Below are 17,674 nucleotides of genomic sequence, written 5' to 3'. Positions count from 1 at the left end.
GGGCGCCCGTCCGGTGGTGCGGGACGGGGAGTCAGTGCGAGGAGAGCAGGTCCTCCTCGGTGTCCTCCGGCTTCGCCGTGGCGGAGCGGAAGAAGCTGAGCGGGCTGCGGTAGTCGCCGCGGTGCGAGAGCCGCCGGGCGGCGAGGTCGCCGAGCAGCTGGATCGCGGTGACGATGATCACGAGTTCGGCGACGATCACCCACATGAAGGTGGTCTCGAAGCGCTGGTAGCCGTAGCGGATGGCGAGGTCGCCGAGTCCGCCGCCGCCGACCGTGCCGGCCATCGCGGAGTAGCCGATCAGCGCGATCACCGTGGTGGTGGCGGAGGCGACCAGCGAGGGCAGCGCCTCGGGCAGCAGGGTCTTGCGGACGATGGTGCCGGTGCTCGCGCCCATCGACTTGAGCGCCTCGACCAGGCCGCCGTCCACCTCGCGCACGGAGGTCTCCACCAGCCGGGCGAAGAACGGGATCGCGCCGATCGCCAGCGGCACGCTGGCGGCCTGCCAGCCGAGCGAGGTGCCCATGAGCAGCTTGGTGAACGGGATCACCGCGACGATCAGGATGACGAACGGGATGGAGCGCCCGATGTTGACGACCGCGCCGAGCACCCGGCTGACCGCCAGGTTCTGCAGCAGGCCGCCCTTGTCGGTGAGGACCAGCAGCAGCCCGATCGGCAGGCCGATCACCAGGGTGGCGAGTCCGGCGATGCCGACCATGCCGAGGGTCTCCCGGGTGGCGGGCCACAGCAGTTCCTGCATCTGGTCCCAGGTCATGCGGCCGCTCCGTTCGACGGGTCGAGGACGTCCACCTGGAGTCCCTGTTGGCGCAGGTAGCCGATCGGCACCACGTTGTCGGTGTGGCTGCCGGGCAGTTCGACCCGCATCCGGCCGACCAGGCGGCCGGCGATGGTCTCGACGGCCGCGCCGAGGATGTTGATGTCGATCTGGTAGGTGCGGGCCAGCTGGGAGACGAACGGCTGGGCGGGGGCGTCGCCCTGGAAGGTGATCTCCAGGACGGTGTGCTCGCCCTCCTCCGGTGCCGCGGTGCGGGTGCCGAGGTCGCCGAGCGGGAAGAGGTCCCGGGCGATCCGGGAGTGGCCGTCGGCGAGCAGGTCGGTGAGCCGGCCGCTCTCGACCACCCGGCCGCCGCGCATCAGGGCGGCCGAGTCGCAGACCGACTTGATGACGTCCATCTCGTGGGTGATCAGCAGGACGGTCAGGCCGAGCTGCTGGTTGAGTTCGCGCAGCAGCTTGAGGATGGAGCGGGTGGTCTCCGGGTCGAGGGCGCTGGTGGCCTCGTCGGAGAGCAGCACCTTGGGGTCGCCGGCCAGGGCGCGGGCGATGCCGACGCGCTGCTTCTGGCCGCCGGACAGCTGGTCGGGGTACTGCCGGGCCTTGTCGGCCAGGCCGACCAGGTCGAGCAGTTCGGCGGCCTTGCGGCGGCGTTCGCGCCGGTCCAGGCCGATGATCTCCAGCGGGAGTTCGACGTTCTGCTGGACGGTGCGCGAGGACAGCAGGTTGAAGTGCTGGAACACCATGCCGATCCGCTGCCGGGCCTCGCGCAGTTCGCGTCCGGCGCGCTCGCGGCCGCCGGACAGCGCGGTCAGCTCCAGGCCGTCGACGGTGACGGTGCCGGAGGTGGGCCGCTCCAGCAGGTTGACGCACCGGATCAGGGTGGACTTGCCGGCGCCGCTGGTGCCGACGACCCCGAACACCTCGCCCTGCCGCACGTGCAGGTCGACGTCGTCCAGTGCCCGGACCTCGCGGTCTCCCGAGCGGTAGACCTTGGTCAGGCCCTTGGTGGTGATCACAGCTGCTTCCGTGTTCGTCGGCGGACGGCCGTGGGGACGTCCGCGCCAGTGGCGGGACGGGCACGCGGGTGCCCGGGAAGATGGGGCTGCCGGCTTCGTTCCGATCATGTCCGCCGGCCGGCCGGGCCGCCCGTGGGCGTGGCCCTAACGAGTCATCAGCGGACGGGGCGTCAGCGGGCGCCGGGCGCAGGCCCTCAGCGGCGACACATTCGACGGCCGCACATGCGCGACTCACCTGCCGGCGTCGCGCCGGTGGGGATGCATGTCGTCGTCGTGGTCATGGAACCCAGTAAATCAGACATTTGGTCCACGTCCCAATTTCCGGGACGCTCTGTCCGCATTGCGGACACGACCCTTGCGGCACAAGCCCCGCGGCGCCCGACCCCTCGTTCGGGTCGGGCGCCGCGGGGCTGGACGGTCGTGCTCAGGCGGCCAGGGTGGTCGTCACCGGCTTGGCCAGCGTCACGATCGACAGCCGGCGGGACACCTCGCGCACCTCGGTCTCGCGGTAGCCGAGCTTGCGGTACAGCCGCAGGTTGCCCAGGCTGCGGTGGCCGGTGAACAGCTCGAAGCCGCCGGTGGCGCCGTCCTCGGCCAGCTGCGCCTCCAGGCCCTCCAGCAGGCGGCGGCCCAGGCCGTGCCGCTGCATCCGCGGGTGCACCACCAGCCGGCCGATCCGGCCGACGCCGTCGGCGTCCACCCAGCCGCGGACGCTGCCCACCACTTCGTCGCCGAGCCGGGCCACCAGTACCCGGTGCTCGGACAGCTCGGCCCGCAGGCTCTCCAGGGTCTGGGTCAGCGGCTCCAGCGTCCAGTCGCTGTACAGCTCCGCCTCGCTCTGGTAACCGAGGTACTGGAGCTTGAGGATCTGCTCCGCCTCTTCCGGTCGTGCCGCTGCGATGATCACACTCATGCCCATGTGCGGGGGCCTCCATCGTTAAGTGCCCGGCGCGTGCGAGTGAGGGTCTGGCACCGGTTCCTGTCCGAGGTGTGCCCGGACGGGGATCTGCCCGGCCCGGGAGAAGCGCGACGCGCCCCGCCGGACGGTGGCCCGGACAGCCGGAACTGACACGCTCACGCTCAGTATCCGGGGAGTCGGGCGACCGTCAAGAGAGACGTTCGCCACCGCTCTACCCAGCCGCCAGCTGTTCTCAACCTCCCCGACGTCCGACGTGGCGAGCGTCACGCCCCCGCGGGCGGACCGCTCACCCGCTCGGCCGGACGTTCTGGTTGACGCGGAACAGGTTCGCCGGGTCGTACCGGTCCTTCAGCGCCACCAGCCGCTCGTACTTCGCCAGCCCGTACGCCTCCACCACCCGGCCCTGCCCCTCGGCGCCCATCAGGTTGACGTACGCCCCGCCGGAGGAGAACGGCCGCATCGCCTCCCAGCAGCGCCGCACCCAGGCCGCGTGCGGCTCCGCGGGGCCGTCCGTCCAGCGCGCCACCGCGCTCAGCAGGTAGGGGGCCGTCCGGTAGGTGTAGGCGGTGTCCTCCGGGCCGACCCGGGCCACCGCCCCGCCCAGGAACGCCAGTTGCAGCTGGGCCGACGGGCCCGGCAGCGCGTCCACCTGGGCGGCCAGCCGGTCGATCGCCGTCCCGTCCAGCACCGACAGGAACTCCGAGCGGCCGACGTTCCCGGCGCCCGGCCCCCGGTCCACGTCCAGCATCTTCTGCCACAGCGGGTACGGGCGGGTCTGCACGGTGTCCGCGACCACGCCCGGCAGCGCGCGCAGCGGCGCCACCGCCTCCCGGCCCCGGTCGGCGCGGCCCGACCAGCACAGGCCGATCCGCAGCATGGTCCGGGCCGGCAGCTGCGGCATGCCGCGCGGACGCCCGAACTCCACCATCACCGTCAGGCCGTCCGGCGCGGCCGCCATGAAGTCCCGCACCGCGGCCAGGGTCGGCGCCAGCAGCTCCACCGGCACGTACACCGCCCCGCACAGCACGTGCGGCCCGACCCGGTGCAGCCGGTAGGTGAAGGAGGTCACCACCCCGAAGTTGCCGCCGCCCCCGCGCAGCCCGGCGAACAGCTCCGGGTGCGCCGCCGCGCTCACCGTCAGCAACCGCCCGTCGGCGGTCACCACGTCCGCCTCCACCAGGTTGTCGCAGGTCAGCCCGTACGACCGGGCCAGCCAGCCGAGCCCGCCGCCGAGCGTCGTCCCCGCGACGCCGGAGCCCGAGTAGGGCGAGCCGGTGGTCGCCAGGTCGAACGCCTGCGTCTCGTGGTCGAACGCTCCCCAGGTCGCCCCCGGCTGGGCCCGGGCGAGCCGGCGGGCCGGGTCGACCCGGACGCCCGTCAGCCGCGACAGGTCGACCACCATCCCGCCGTCGCAGGTGCCGAGCCCGGCCAGGCTGTGGCCCGCGCCGCGCACCGCGACGTGCAGGCCGTGCTCCCGGGCCACCGCGACGGCCTGCAGCACGTCCGCGGCGCCGGTGCACCGGGCGATCACCTCGGGCCGCCGGTCCACCGCCCCGTTCCACACCGCCCGGGCCGCGTCGTAGTCCGCGTCCCCGGGCACCACGATGTCGCCCCGGAACCCCTCGGCGAGCGCGGCGGCTGCTTTGGACATGGATCCAGCGTAGGCCGGAAGACGGGCGGGGGCCCGGGGAACGGCGGGGGCCCTCCTCAGGCCAGCCAGGACTGCTGGACGGCCAGGTCCTCCTTGACCTCGGCGAGCTGGACGGCGACCGCCGAGGGGGCGGTGCCGCCGCGGCCGCTGCGGGAGGCGATCGCGCCGTGCACCGACAGCACGCTGCGGACCTCGGGGGTCAGGTGCGGGGAGATCCCGGCGAACTGGGCGTCCGTCAGGTCGGAGAGCTCGATGCCCTCGGCCTCGCAGACCTTGACGCAGGCGCCGGCCACCTCGTGCGCGACCCGGAACGGGACGCCCTGCTTGACCAGCCACTCGGCGATGTCGGTGGCGAGCGAGAAGCCGGCCGGGGCCAGCTCCTCGATGCGCTCGCGGTGCACGGTCAGGGTGGCGATCATGCCGGTGAAGGCGGGCAGCAGGACCTCGAGGGTGTCGCAGGAGTCGAAGACCGGCTCCTTGTCCTCCTGGAGGTCGCGGTTGTACGCGAGCGGCAGCGCCTTGAGGGTGGCCAGCAGGCCGGTCAGGTTGCCGATCAGGCGGCCGGACTTGCCGCGGGCGAGCTCGGCGATGTCGGGGTTCTTCTTCTGCGGCATGATCGACGACCCGGTGGAGAAGGCGTCGTGCAGCGTGATGAAGCCGAACTCCTTGGTGTTCCAGATGATGATCTCCTCCGCGATCCGCGAGAGGTTGATGCCGATCATCGCGGTGACGAAGGCGAACTCGGCGACGAAGTCGCGCGAGGCGGTGCCGTCGATCGAGTTGCCCACCGAGCCGCGCTCGAAGCCGAGGTCCGCGGCGACGGCCTGCGGGTCGAGGCCGAGCGAGGAGCCGGCCAGCGCGCCGGAGCCGTACGGGGAGACGGCGGTGCGGGTGTCCCACTGGCGCAGCCGCTCGGCGTCCCGGCCGAGGGCCTGGACGTGGGCGAGCACGTGGTGGGCGAACAGCACCGGCTGGGCGTGCTGGAGGTGGGTGCGGCCGGGCATCGCGGTGTCCGGGTGGGCCTCGGCGAGGCCGACCAGGGCGTGCTGGAGGTCGAGGACCAGGGCGCCGATGGCCTTGCCGTGGTCGCGCAGGTACATCCGGAACAGGGTGGCGATCTGGTCGTTGCGCGAGCGCCCGGCCCGGAGCTTGCCGCCCAGGTCGGGGCCGAGGCGCTCCAGCAGGCCGCGCTCCAGGGCGGTGTGCACGTCCTCGTCGGCGACGGTGCCCACGAAGGCGCCGGACTCGACGTCGGCGAGCAGCTGGTCCAGCCCGGCGAGCATGCCGGACAGTTCCTCGTCGTCGAGCAGCCCGGCCTTGTGCAGGACCCGGGCGTGCGCCTTGGAGCCGGCGATGTCGTAGGGGGCGAGCCGCCAGTCGAAGTGGACGGAGGCGGACAGCTTGGCGAGGGCCTCGGAGGGGCCGTCGGCGAAGCGCGCGCCCCAGAGGCGGACGTCTGCGGGCTGGTCGGCGGTCATCGCGTGGGCTCCTTCAAAAAGGTCGGGGTGTGGCGGCGCCCCGGCCACCGTGTGTCGACGGGGGCCGGGGCACGGGTGCTGACGGGGATCAGGCCAGGTCGCGGCGGGCGGCGATCTTCGAGGACATGCCGAAGATCTCGATGAAGCCCTTGGACATGGACTGGTCGAAGGTGTCGCCGGTGTCGTAGGTGGCGAGGTTGAAGTCGTACAGCGACCGGTCCGACTTGCGGCCGTTGACGACGGCGCGGCCGCCGTGCAGGACCATCCGGATCTCGCCGGAGACGTGCTGGTTGGCCTCGTTGACGAAGCCGTCCAGGGCGCGCTTGAGCGGGGAGAACCACAGGCCGTCGTAGACCAGCTCGGCCCAGCGCTGCTCGACCTGCCGCTTGTAGCGGGCCAGTTCGCGCTCGACGGTGACGTTCTCCAGGGCCTGGTGGGCGGTGATCAGGGCGATCGCGCCGGGGGCCTCGTAGATCTCGCGGGACTTGATGCCGACCAAACGGTCCTCGACCATGTCGAGGCGGCCGATGCCCTGGGCGCCGGCCCGCTTGTTCAGCTCCTCGATGGCCTGCAGGACGGTCACCTTGCGGCCGTCGATCGCGACCGGGACGCCGGCCTCGAAGGTGATGACGACCTCGTCGGCCGCGCGCTCGGCGGCGGGGTCCTGGGTGTACTCGTAGACGTCCTCGATCGGGGCGTTCCAGATGTCTTCCAGGAAGCCGGTCTCGACGGCGCGGCCGAAGACGTTCTGGTCGATCGAGTACGGGTTCTTCTTGGTGGTGACGATCGGGAGGTTCTTGGCCTCGGCGAAGGCGATCGCCTTGTCGCGGGTCATCGCGTAGTCGCGGACCGGGGCGATGCACTTCAGGTTCGGGGCCAGCGACTGGATGCCGACCTCGAAGCGGACCTGGTCGTTGCCCTTGCCGGTGCAGCCGTGGGCGACGGTGGTGGCGCCGTGCTTCTGCGCGGCGGCGACCAGGTGCTTGACGATCACCGGGCGGGAGAGCGCGGAGACCAGCGGGTACTGGCCCTGGTACAGCGCGTTGGCCTTGAGGGCCGGCAGGCAGTACTCGTCGGCGAACTCGTCGCGGGCGTCGGCGACCTCGGCCTCGACGGCGCCGCAGTCGAGCGCGCGCTGGCGGATGACGTCGAGGTCCTCGCCGCCCTGGCCGACGTCGACGGCGACGGCGATGACCTCGGCGCCGGTCTCCTCGGCGATCCAGCCGATGCAGACGGACGTGTCCAGACCGCCCGAGTAGGCGAGTACGACGCGATCGGTCACGGCTATCTCCATTCACAAACACAGGTTCCATGCGGCGTTAGGCATAAGTATGCACCACCGCGTATGAGTTCACAAACCAGTACCGCACAGCGGGTTTGAAACGGGCGGGAACTACTGCGACTTGGCCTGGGCGAGTTGCATCAGGTGGTCGGCGAGCGCCTGCCCGCCGGCCGCGTCGCGGCTGATCAGCAGCACCGTGTCGTCGCCCGCGATGGTGCCGAGGATCTCGAACACCTCGGCGGTGTCGATCGCCGAGGCCAGGAACTGGGCCGCGCCCGGCGGGGTGCGCAGCACCACCAGGTTGCCGGAGGCGGTGGCCGAGACCATCAGCTCGCCCGCCAGCCGGGCCATCCGGGCCTCGCTGGCGGACTCGCCCATGGGAGCGCGGGGGGTGCGGTCCCCGCCCTCGGCCGGGACGGCGTAGATGAGCGCGCCGTCCCGGTTGCGGATCTTCACCGCTCCGAGCTCGTCCAGGTCCCGGGAGAGGGTGGCCTGGGTGACCACGAGTCCGTCGTCGGCGAGCAGCTTGGCGAGCTGGCTCTGCGAGCGGACGGGCTGACGGGTCAGCAGGTCCACGATCCGCCGGTGGCGCGCGGTGCGGGTCTGCGGGACCTGCGGCGTGGGGCCGGTGGCGGGGGTCGTGTGCTCGGGGCGGGGTGCGGTCATAACTGATGATTCTCCTGAAGGACGCTCAGCTGTTCGCGTCGGGGGCGGCTTCGCGGACCGTTCGGAGGATCGCGGGCAGCGCCGCGAGGAAGGCGTCGGCCTGCTCCTCGGTGAGCACCAGCGGCGGGACCAGCCGGACGGCGTCCGCGACGGCGGCGTTGACCAGGAAGCCGGCCTCCTGGGCGGCGGCCTGCACCTGGGCGGCGACCGGCGCGGTGAGCACGATGCCCAGCAGCAGGCCCTTGCCCCGGACGTGGTCGACCAGCGGGTCGCCGATCGCCTCGATGCCGGTGCGCAGCCGCTCGCCGAGCTTGGTGGCGTGCTCCAGCAGGCCCTGCTCCTCGATGGTGCGCAGCACGGCCAGGCCGGCCGCGGCGACCACCGGGTTGCCGCCGAAGGTGGTGCCGTGCTGGCCGGGGCCGAGCAGGTCGGCGGCCGGGCCGAAGGCGAGCACGGCGCCGATCGGCAGGCCGCCGCCGAGGCCCTTGGCGAGCGTGACGAGGTCCGGGTCGACGCCCTCGTACGCCTGGTGGGCGAACCAGTGGCCGGTGCGGCCGGTGCCGGTCTGGATCTCGTCCAGGACCAGCAGGGTGCCGGTGGCGCGGGTGATCTCGCGGGCGGCCTTGAGGTAGCCGTCGGGGAGCGGGATGGCGCCGTTCTCGCCCTGGATCGGCTCCAGGAAGACCGCGGCGGTGTCGGTGGTGACGGCGGCGCGCAGGGCCTCGACGTCGCCGAACGGGACGTAGCTGACGTCGCCGGGCAGCGGCTTGAAGCCCTCCTGCTTGCCGGGCTGGGCGGTGAGCGCGAGGGCGCCCATCGTCCGGCCGTGGAAGGCGCCTTGAAGGGAGACCAGGTGGGTGCGGCCGGTCAGCCGGGAGATCTTGAAGGCGGCCTCGTTGGCCTCGGTGCCGGAGTTGCAGAAGAAGACCTTGCCCGGGCGGCCGGACAGCTCGATCAGCTTCTCCGCGAGTTCGACGGCCGGCTCGGCCATGAACAGGTTGGAGACGTGGCCCAGGGTGGTGATCTGCCGCGTCACGGCCTCGACGATCGCGGGGTGGGCGGTGCCCAGCGCGTTGACCGCGATGCCGGCGACCAGGTCGAGGTACTGCTTGCCGTCGGCGTCCCACAGCAGCGCGCCCTCGCCGCGCACCAGCGGGATCCGCGGGGTGCCGTAGTTGTTCATCAGGCTGTGCTTGTACCGCGCGCTGATGCTCTCGTTGCTCATGCCAGGCCCCCCAGTACGGTGCTCTCGTCGTCCGGCACGACCATGGTGCCGATGCCCTCGTCGGTGAAGATCTCCAGCAGCAGGCTGTGCTGGACCCGGCCGTCCAGGACGCGGGCGGTGCCCACGCCGGAGCGGACGGCGCGCAGGCAGCCCTCCATCTTGGGGAGCATGCCGGTGGCCAGGGTGGGGAGCATCTCCTCCAGCTCGCTGGCGTTGAGCTGGCTGATCACGTCGTCGGAGTCGGGCCAGTCCTTGTACAGGCCCTCGACGTCGGTGAGCACGACCAGCATCTCGGCGCCGAGCGCGACCGCCATCGCGGCGGCGGCGGTGTCGGCGTTGATGTTGTAGACGTGGCCGTCGGTGCCGCGGGCGATCGAGGAGATCACCGGGATCCGGCCGTCGGCGATCAGCGCCTTCACGGCGCCGGCCTCGATGTTGACGATGTCGCCGACCAGGCCGATGTCGACCTGCTCGCCGTCGACCACGGCGTAGCGCTTGACGGCGGTCATGGTGTGGGCGTCCTCGCCGGTCATGCCGACGGCGAACGGGCCGTGGGTGTTGAGCAGGCCGACCAGTTCGCGCTGGACCTGCCCGGCGAGCACCATCCGGACCACGTCCATGGTCTCGGGGGTGGTGACCCGCAGGCCCGCGGTGAACGAGGACTCCAGGCCGAGCTTGTCGAGCTGGGCGCTGATCTGCGGGCCGCCGCCGTGCACGACGACGGGGTGCAGGCCGGCGTAGCGCAGGAAGACGACGTCCTGGGCGAACGCGGCCTTGAGGTCCTCGTCGACCATGGCGTTGCCGCCGAACTTGATGACCACGGTCTTGCCGTGGAAGCGCTCCAGCCAGGGCAGCGCCTCGATCAGGGTGCGGGCCTTGGGCAGGGCGGCGTTGCTGCGGGCCTGTTCGCCCTTGGGTGCGATCTGCATGGCGGTGGGTCGTCCCCCCTGGGGTCAGCTGGAGTAGGCGCTGTTCTCGTGCACGTACTCGGCGGTCAGGTCGTTGGTCCAGATGCTGGCCGTGGCCTGACCGGCCTTCAGGTCGGCGGTGATGACGACCTCGCGGTCCTTCATCGAGACCAGGTCGCGGTCCTCGCCGACGCCGCCGTCGCGGCACACCCAGACGCCGTTGATGGCGACGTCGAGGCGGTCCGGGTCGAAGGCGGCGGAGGTGGTGCCGATCGCGGACAGCACCCGGCCCCAGTTGGGGTCCTCGCCGTGGATGGCGCACTTGAGCAGGTTGCTGCGGGAGACCGTCCGGGCGACGTCGACGGCCTCCTCCTCGGTGGCGGCGTTGACGACGTCGATCCGGATGTCCTTGGAGGCGCCCTCGGCGTCGCCGATCAGCCGGCGGGCCAGGTCGGCGCAGACGGTGCGCACGGCCTCGGCGAACTCGGCCTGCTCCGGGGCGACTTCGGAGGCGCCGGAGGCCAGCAGCAGCACGGTGTCGTTGGTGGACATGCAGCCGTCGGAGTCGACCCGGTCGAAGGTGGTGCGGGTGGCGTCGCGCAGCGCGGCGTCCAGGGCGGCGGAGTCGACCACGGCGTCGGTGGTGACCACGACCAGCATGGTGGCCAGGCCGGGGGCGAGCATGCCCGCGCCCTTGGCCATGCCGCCGACCGTCCAGCCCGCGGGGGCGGTGAACTGGGCGGTCTTGTGCACGGTGTCGGTGGTCTTGATGGCGATCGCGGCGCTCTCGCCGCCGGTCTCCGACAGCGCCGCGACGGCCAGTTCGACGCCGGGCAGCAGCTTGTCCATCGGCAGCCGGACGCCGATCAGGCCGGTGGAGCAGACCGCGACCTCGATGGCGCCGATGCCGAGTTCGGCGGCGACCTTCTCGGCGGTGGCGTGGGTGTCCTGGAAGCCCTCGGGGCCGGTGCAGGCGTTGGCGCCACCGGAGTTGAGGACCACGGCGGCGAGCTCGCCGTCGTTCAGCACCTGGCGCGACCACTTCACCGGCGCGGCGTGCACCCGGTTGGAGGTGAACACCCCGGCGGCGGCGTGCCGCGGGCCGTCGTTGACGACCAGCGCCAGGTCCAGGGTGCCGGAGGCCTTGATGCCCGCGGTGACGCCCGCCGCGCGGAAGCCCTTGGCCGCGGTGACGCCGACGTTCTGGTCCTGGGGGGTGGTCACGGTGCGACTCCGTTCAGCGGGAGGCCGAGCTCCTCGGGGAGGCCGAGGGCGATGTTCATGCTCTGCACCGCGCCGCCCGCGGTGCCCTTCACCAGGTTGTCGATCGCGCTGATCGCGATGATCCGCCCGGCGTGCTCGTCCAGCACCACCTGCAGCACGGCCGCGTTCGAGCCGTACACGGACGAGGTGTGCGGCCACTGACCCTCGGGCAGCAGGTGGACGAACGGCTCGGCGCCGTACGCCTTCTCGTACGCGGCCCGCAGCCCGGCGCCGGTGGTGCCGGGCTTCGCCTTGGCCGAGCAGGTGGCGAGGATGCCGCGCGGCATCGGCGCCAGGGTGGGCGTGAAGGAGACGGTGACCGGCTCGCCCGCGAGCGGGGTCAGGTTCTGCGCCATCTCCGGGGTGTGCCGGTGGCCGCCGCCGACGCCGTACGGGCTCATCGAGCCCATCACCTCGCTGCCCAGCAGGTGCGCCTTGACGGCCTTGCCCGCGCCGGAGGTGCCGGACGCGGCGGTGATCACCGCCTCCGGCTCGGCCAGGCCCGCCGCGTACATCGGGTACATGGCGAGCGTGACGGCGGTCGGGTAGCAGCCCGGCACGGCGATCCGCCTGCTGCCGCGCAACGCCTCGCGGTGGCCGGGCAGTTCGGGCAGGCCGTAGGGCCACGTCCCGGCGTGCGGGGAGCCGTAGAACTGCTCCCAGTCGGCGGCCGACTCCAGCCGGTGGTCGGCGCCCAGGTCGACCACCAGGACGTCCTCGCCGAGCTGGGCGGCGAGCTCCGCGGACTGCCCGTGCGGCAGGCCGAGGAAGACGATGTCGTGCCCGGCCAGCGTCTGCGGGTTGGTCGGCTCCAGCACCCGGTCGGCCAGGCCGATCAGGTGCGGCTGCAGCGCGCCGAAGGGCTGCCCCGCGTTGGAGCCCCCGGTCAGCGCGCCGATCTCCACCTCGGGGTGCGCCTGCAGCAGGCGCAGCACCTCACCGCCCGCGTACCCGCTCGCTCCGGCGACGGCTACTCGCAATACCATGGCGTTCCCTCCTGAAGCCCAGCATGAATATACGTAGGCTAGCAAAATCATGCAAGGATGCGGCCGGTCCGGACCCTGTCGCACCCGTCTCCTAGGGTGCCGCCATGACCGATCTCGCCGTAGTGGCGCACCTGTTGACCGGGGACGGCCTCCCGGTGGAACTGCTGGCCTGCCACCCCCGCCTCCCGCTGGCCGCCGGGATCAGCACCGACGAGGAGGCCGACCGCTCGCGCGTCCGGATCTGGGACTGCTCCGGCGGGCGGCTGCGCGAACTCGCCTCCTTCGAGGTCGCGGTCTTCACCAGCAGCTGGGGCGACCGCCGGCTGCCCCCGATCGCCTGGCACCCGCACGAGCCCCTGCTGACCGTCGTCGACGAGGGCCTGCTGCGCCGCTGGACCCCCGACGGCCGGGCCGAGCCGCTGCCCGCCCCCGAATACTGCGAGGCGCTCGCCCACAGCCCCGACGGCCTCGTCCTGTGGGTCTCGGCGCCCGACGGCGACGACGCCTCGACGGTCCTCGACCCCGCCACCGGCGCCACCGCCCCCGCCCGCTGGTGGGACACCGGCGTCGGCGTGCACCCCTCCGGCGAGCTGGTCGCCACCCTGGTCAGCGACCAGGGCGCCACCTTCTGCGTGTTCGCCCGCCCCGGCGGCGAGGGCGGGGCGATGCGGCAGCAGCAGCGGGCCCTGGTCCTGGACGTCGACGGCTACGGCACCCCGCTGTTCAGCCCCGACGGGCGGTACCTCGCCGTCCGCGGCAACGCCTACGTCGACTCGCTGGACGTCTTCGCCTTCCCCTCGCTGCGCAAGGTCCTGCACACCGTCCTGGCCCGGGACGAGGAGTGGCCGCGCCAGAACCTCGCCTTCGGCCCGCAGCCCGGCGTGCTGTGGATCGGCACCCCCGGCGGCGCCCTGGTCGAACTGGACCTGGAGGCCCGGGAGGCCGTCGAGCGCGGGGGTCCGGACGACGCGGGGGTCACCGCGCTGACCGCGACCACCGCCGGCGAACTGCTGGTCGCCCGGGAGGACGGCAGCCTCACCCTGCTGACCGCACCCACCGGGAGCCGGCCCCCGTCCCCCGCCACCGCGGCGGGCGAGGACGCGGCGGCGTTCCTGGCCGGCACCGGGGACGTCCCCGCCGACGGCGACCTCCACGACCACCTGGACTTCACCGACGGCGAGCACGACTGGGACCGGGAGAAACTGGCCGAGGTCACCGACGCCTCCCCCGCCGACCCCACCTGGCTCCAACTCCAGGCCCACATCAACCGGTTCTCCGCGGGGCACACCGGCTGACGGGCCCCGGGCGACGCCCGGCCCGGCCGTGTGCGAACATCACCGGCATGCCCGACAGCACCTCCGTCGCGGCCGTGGAGTCGCACGTCCGCGCCTTCTTCACCGGCCACCCCGTCCGCTCCGCCACCCCCGCCCCGGGCTCCGGACCGCGGATCCTCGCGGCCGGGCCGGGGCCGCGCGGCGGCGGATGGTCGTACGTGACGGCCGGGTGCGGGGTAGTGGAGTTCGTCCTGTGCGGGCCGGTGGACGACCCCCGGTTCACCGACCTGCTCGGCATGGTGGCGTCGTACCACGCCACCCACCGACTGGACGTCGAGCACAGCCTGCCGATCGGCGAACCCTGGCTGCCCGGCTCCGCCTGCGACCACCTGCTGGTCAGCCTGCCCCACCTGCACGGCCCGGAACTCGAACACTGCCCGCTGCCGGACGGCGGCCACGCCCGGGTGCTGTGGCTGCTGCCGATCACCGCCGCCGAGGCGGCCTTCCGGCGCGCGCACGGCCACGAGGCGCTGGAGCGCCTCTTCGACGAGCACGGGATCGCACCACTGGACCCGCACCGCCCGTCGGTGGTGTGAACCGCCTTACCGGGCGGGCGAGTTGACGCCCCATCACCCGACCCGCCCGATCAGGCGCCCGCGTCCGCGTCCGTGGAAGCCCGGACCACCAGCTGCGGGGCGAAGCGCTCGACCTCCTCGGCGCGGTCGGCGGCCGGGCCCTGGAGCAGGGTGAGGGCGCGTTCGGCCATGTCGGTGAGCGGGTGGCGGATGGAGGTGATCGGGGGGTCGAGGAGTTCGAGCATCTCGGTGTCGTCGAAGCCGGTGACGGCGATCTCGCCGGGGACGGAGACCGCCGAGCGCTGCAGGGTGCTGACCAGGCCGACGGCGAGGACGTCCGCGCCGCAGACGACGGCGTCGACCTCGGCGCGGCGTTCGGCGATCCGGCGGCCGGCGGTGCGGCCGGCGTCGGTGGTGAAGCTGGGGAGCAGGACGGTGGTGGCGTCGGCGCCGCGGGCGGCGGTGAACGCGGCGAGGCGTTCGGCGCCGGAGGAGGACGCCTGGTCGGCGGCGACCAGGGCGATCCGGCGGCGGCCGAGGGCGTCCAGGTGGTCGAGCAGCAGGCGCATCGCGGCGGCGTTGTCGAGGGTGACGGCGACGGTGCCGGAGCCGTGCGCCCAGCGGTCGAACAGCACGACGGGGGCGCGTTCGGCGGCGGCCCGGACGGCGGTGCCGGAGGCCGCGGCGGAGACCGGGACGACCAGCAGCCCGTCGACGCGTCCGCTGAGCAGGGTCTCGATCTGTTCGGCCTCGATGGCGGGCGAGTTGGCCGCGTCGGAGACGACGAGCTGGCCGCCGGCGGCCCGGACCTGCTGGGCGAGGGCGTCGGCGAGCTGGACGAAGTACGGGTTGGCGAGCGAGGGGACGACCACGCCGACGGTGCCGGTGGTGCCGGTGCGCAGCGCCCGCGCGGAGTGGTTGGTGCGGTAGCCCAGGCGCTGGGCGGCCTCCTCGACGCGGCGGGCCAGATCGGGGTCGACGTTGCGCGGGGTGCCGGCCAGGACGCGCGAGGCGGTGGCGCGGGAGACGCCGGCGGCCGCGGCCACGTCGAGGAGTCGGGGCGCTGTCACGTGGGGTCCTCCCCGGTCGGAGCGGTCTCGGAAACGGTGTCGGAAGGGGTCTCGGAAGCGGTGCGCGGGCTGCGCGGCGCGTTCCCGGTCTCGGAAGGGTGTCGGCCGGGTCTCGTTCCGGCAGGTGCCACCCCGGCGGGCCTGAGCTGGCGCAATGCGCAGCACGAGGGTACTTGACGCCCCGTGAGTGCTGGTCCAGAGTGTGGGAGATCGATCTCCCACGGCTCCCGAGGAGTCCCAGATGCCGTCCATCACCGTCGTCGGTTCGGTCAACCGCGACCTCGTCCTGACCGTCGAGGACCTGCCGCGGCCCGGCGAGACCGTGCTCGCGCGGGGCTTCGTCGAGGGCGTCGGCGGCAAGGGCGCCAACCAGGCCGTCGCGGCCGCCCGGCTCGGCTCGCAGGTCCGCCTGGTGGCCCGGGTCGGGGCGGACGGCGAGCCGATCCGGCGGGTGCTGGCCGCCGAGGGCGTCGACCTCGACGCGGTGCTCACCGCGCCGGACGCCCGCACCGGGATCGCCTCGGTGGTGGTCGACCGGGCGGGTGAGAACACCATCGTGGTCAACCCCGGCGCCAACGCCGTCCTCTCGGTGGAGGACCTGCCGCAGTGGCTGGCCCGCACGCCCGGCGAGGTGGTGCTGGTCCAGCACGAGGTGGCCGCCGGCGTGGTGGAGGCCGCGGTGCTGCGGGCCCGGGAGCAGGGCGGCACGGTCGTCCTCAACCCGGCCCCGGCCCGTCCGGTCGCCCCCGCGGCGCTGGCCGCCGTCGACGTCCTGGTGCCCAACCTGGGCGAACTGGCCGCGCTGCTCGGCGCCGAACCGGTCTCCGGCCTCGCCGCCGCCCGCGCACTGCTGGAGCGCGCCGGACTGCCGTGCGGGGCCGTGGTGGTCACGCTCGGCGCGGACGGGGCGCTGATCAAGCAGCCGGGCCGCCCAGCCGTCCACCTGCCCGCCCCGGTGGTGGACGCCGTCGACACCGTCGGCGCCGGCGACACCTTCTGCGGCGCCCTCGCCGACGCGCTCGCCCGCGGCGCCGACCTGCCCGCCGCCGCGGCCCGCGCCGTCCGGGCGGCCTCGCTGGCCGTCACCGGGCTCGGCGCGCAGTCCTCGATGCCGTACCCGGCGCAGCTCGACACCGCCCCCTGATCCTCCGTCAGTTCCCTTGTACCGCCTGCCTGTTCAACGGAGAACACCCATGCGCAGCCTCAAGCTCGGCCTGTTCGAGAACGCCCAGACCAACGCCAGCGGCACCGCCACCTGGCGCCACCCCGACAGCCGCCGCCACCTGTTCGACACCCTCGGCTACTGGCAGGAGGTGGCCCGGCTGTGCGAGGACGCCAAGCTGGACTTCCTGTTCCTGGCCGACGCCTGGGGCTGGTCGGAGATCAACGGGGTCCGCCCGCCGATCGCCACCGAGGAGACCCTCGACCTGCCGCGGCTGGACCCGTTCGTGGTCGCCTCGGCGCTGCTGGCCTCCACCACCGACCTGGGCCTGGTGGTGACCGGCTCGGTGCTGGTCGAGCCGCCGTACGCGTTCGCCCGCCGCCTGGCCACCCTGGACCAGCTCTCCGGCGGCCGCCTCGGCTGGAACGTGGTCACCACCGGCACCGCCGACACCGCGGTGAAGGCGTTCGGGATGGACATGGTCGCGCACGACGACCGGTACGCGATGGCCGAGGACTTCCTCGACCTGGTCTACAAGTACTGGGAGGGCGCCTGGGAGCCGGACGCGCTGGAGAAGGACAAGGCCGGACGCTTCGCCGACCCGGCCAAGGTGCACCTGGTCGAGCACCGGGGCCCGTACTTCCGCTCGCACGGCTTCGGCAACACCGCCCGCTCCCCGCAGGGCACCCCGGTGCTGTTCCAGGCCGGCGCCTCCCCGGCGGGCCGCCGGGTCGGCGGGCGGCACGGCGAGTGCATGTTCGTCGGCAGCGGCAGCGTCGAGCAGCTCGCCGGCCACACCAGGGCGATCCGCGCCGAGGCCGTGAACGCCGGGCGCAAGGCCGACGAGGTCAAGGTGATGTCGGCGTTCTCCTGCGTGGTCGGCGCCACCACCTCGGACGCCGAGCGCCGCTGGCAGCGGATCCTGGACGCGCAGCGCCCCGAGGTGACCGTCGCCTCGTACGCGATGTTCACCGGCCTGGACCTGTCCTCGTACGCGCCGGACACCCCGATGACCGAGCTGTCCACCGAGATGTCGCAGACCCAGGTCGCCCGGTTCGCCGGCAAGACGGTCGGCGACGTGCTGGCCGACTGGCACACCCACGGCGTGGGCGCCCGTCCGGTGGTCGGCACCGCCGAGGAGATCGCCGACGAGATCTGCGCGCTGGCGGAGGGCGCCGACCTGGACGGCTTCCTGCTCTCGCCGACCGTGCAGCCCGCCTCCACGGTCGAGTTCGTCGAGTCGGTGCTGCCGATCCTGCGCGAGCGCGGCGTGTTCCGCGGCGAGTACGCGGACGGCGAGTCGCTGCGCGAGCGCCTGACCGGCTCCGGCGACCGGGCGCTGCCCGCCGGCCACCCGGCCGCGCGGCACCGCCACTGACCTGCCCCACCCGTACCACTTCCGGCAC

At 73.3% G+C, this 17,674-nt stretch carries 16 protein-coding genes; 4 read left to right on the top strand and 12 right to left on the bottom strand.

All coding sequences use genetic code 11. The features are described 5' to 3' along the window. Positions 1–31: 31 nt before the first annotated feature. The 11 genes from EDD39_RS18320 to argC form a co-directional block, all read right to left on the bottom strand. Entirely contained in the window at positions 32–772 is a 741-nt protein-coding gene (locus EDD39_RS18320; RefSeq protein WP_030462908.1) for a methionine ABC transporter permease, read from the bottom strand. Continuing rightward, a complete protein-coding gene (locus EDD39_RS18315) occupies positions 769–1,809 on the bottom strand; it encodes a methionine ABC transporter ATP-binding protein (RefSeq protein WP_123557395.1) in 1,041 nt (346 codons plus the stop codon). The genes EDD39_RS18320 and EDD39_RS18315 overlap by 4 nt, the downstream gene beginning before the upstream one ends. 424 nt (positions 1,810–2,233) lie before the next feature. Beyond that, on the bottom strand, positions 2,234–2,728 hold the full coding sequence (locus tag EDD39_RS18310) for a GNAT family N-acetyltransferase (protein ID WP_123557393.1): 495 nt from the start codon (positions 2,726–2,728) through the stop codon (positions 2,234–2,236). A gap of 286 nt (positions 2,729–3,014) precedes the next feature. Next, complete coding sequence (locus EDD39_RS18305) at positions 3,015–4,379, bottom strand: FAD-binding oxidoreductase (RefSeq protein WP_123557390.1); 1,365 nt, start codon at positions 4,377–4,379, stop codon at positions 3,015–3,017. Positions 4,380–4,435: 56 nt separating this feature from the next. Further along, positions 4,436–5,857: an argininosuccinate lyase gene (gene argH, locus EDD39_RS18300; protein WP_123557388.1), complete on the bottom strand. Its 1,422-nt coding sequence runs from the start codon at positions 5,855–5,857 to the stop codon at positions 4,436–4,438. Between the two features lie 88 nt (positions 5,858–5,945). Beyond that, on the bottom strand, positions 5,946–7,139 hold the full coding sequence (locus EDD39_RS18295; RefSeq protein WP_123557386.1) for an argininosuccinate synthase: 1,194 nt from the start codon (positions 7,137–7,139) through the stop codon (positions 5,946–5,948). A 111-nt stretch (positions 7,140–7,250) separates the two neighbouring features. After that, positions 7,251–7,805: an arginine repressor gene (locus EDD39_RS18290; RefSeq protein WP_030462902.1), complete on the bottom strand. Its 555-nt coding sequence runs from the start codon at positions 7,803–7,805 to the stop codon at positions 7,251–7,253. 25 nt (positions 7,806–7,830) lie between these two features. Beyond that, positions 7,831–9,030, bottom strand: a complete 1,200-nt coding sequence (locus EDD39_RS18285; RefSeq protein ID WP_123557383.1) for an acetylornithine transaminase — start codon at positions 9,028–9,030, stop codon at positions 7,831–7,833. Beyond that, positions 9,027–9,959 carry an acetylglutamate kinase gene (argB, locus tag EDD39_RS18280; protein ID WP_123557381.1) on the bottom strand — a complete coding sequence of 311 codons (933 nt, stop codon included), beginning with the start codon at positions 9,957–9,959 and terminating at the stop codon, positions 9,027–9,029. The genes EDD39_RS18285 and argB overlap by 4 nt, the downstream gene beginning before the upstream one ends. A 24-nt stretch (positions 9,960–9,983) precedes the next feature. Further along, positions 9,984–11,162, bottom strand: a complete 1,179-nt coding sequence (gene argJ / locus EDD39_RS18275) for a bifunctional glutamate N-acetyltransferase/amino-acid acetyltransferase ArgJ (protein ID WP_123557379.1) — start codon at positions 11,160–11,162, stop codon at positions 9,984–9,986. Then, positions 11,159–12,187, bottom strand: coding sequence for an N-acetyl-gamma-glutamyl-phosphate reductase (gene argC / locus EDD39_RS18270; RefSeq protein WP_123557377.1), 1,029 nt, complete (start codon positions 12,185–12,187; stop codon positions 11,159–11,161). The genes argJ and argC overlap by 4 nt, the downstream gene beginning before the upstream one ends. Before the next feature lie 104 nt (positions 12,188–12,291). Between argC and EDD39_RS18265 the strand changes: the two genes are divergently transcribed. Together EDD39_RS18265 and EDD39_RS18260 are read left to right on the top strand one after the other, a co-directional pair. After that, positions 12,292–13,482 carry a WD40 repeat domain-containing protein gene (locus EDD39_RS18265; RefSeq protein ID WP_244256781.1) on the top strand — a complete coding sequence of 397 codons (1,191 nt, stop codon included), beginning with the start codon at positions 12,292–12,294 and terminating at the stop codon, positions 13,480–13,482. Between the two features lie 47 nt (positions 13,483–13,529). Beyond that, positions 13,530–14,057: a suppressor of fused domain protein gene (locus EDD39_RS18260; protein ID WP_123557375.1), complete on the top strand. Its 528-nt coding sequence runs from the start codon at positions 13,530–13,532 to the stop codon at positions 14,055–14,057. A 50-nt stretch (positions 14,058–14,107) separates the two neighbouring features. On the opposite strand, the gene EDD39_RS18255 is transcribed toward EDD39_RS18260, so the two are convergent. Then, positions 14,108–15,106: a LacI family DNA-binding transcriptional regulator gene (locus EDD39_RS18255; RefSeq protein WP_123557373.1), complete on the bottom strand. Its 999-nt coding sequence runs from the start codon at positions 15,104–15,106 to the stop codon at positions 14,108–14,110. Between the two features lie 241 nt (positions 15,107–15,347). On the opposite strand from EDD39_RS18255, the gene EDD39_RS18250 reads away from it, so the two are divergent. After that, the gene (locus tag EDD39_RS18250) at positions 15,348–16,250 is read left to right on the top strand and encodes a ribokinase (protein WP_123557371.1); all 903 of its coding nucleotides are present in this window, start codon (positions 15,348–15,350) and stop codon (positions 16,248–16,250) included. A gap of 49 nt (positions 16,251–16,299) precedes the next feature. Further along, positions 16,300–17,646, top strand: a complete 1,347-nt coding sequence (locus tag EDD39_RS18245) for an NtaA/DmoA family FMN-dependent monooxygenase (RefSeq protein WP_123557369.1) — start codon at positions 16,300–16,302, stop codon at positions 17,644–17,646. The last annotated feature ends 28 nt before the right edge of the window (positions 17,647–17,674 follow it).

It is taken from the genome of Kitasatospora cineracea (assembly GCF_003751605.1).
GTDB classification, from domain to species: domain Bacteria; phylum Actinomycetota; class Actinomycetes; order Streptomycetales; family Streptomycetaceae; genus Kitasatospora; species Kitasatospora cineracea.
Note: the sequence above shows the minus strand (reverse complement) of the source record. Positions and strands in the feature narration are given on the sequence as shown.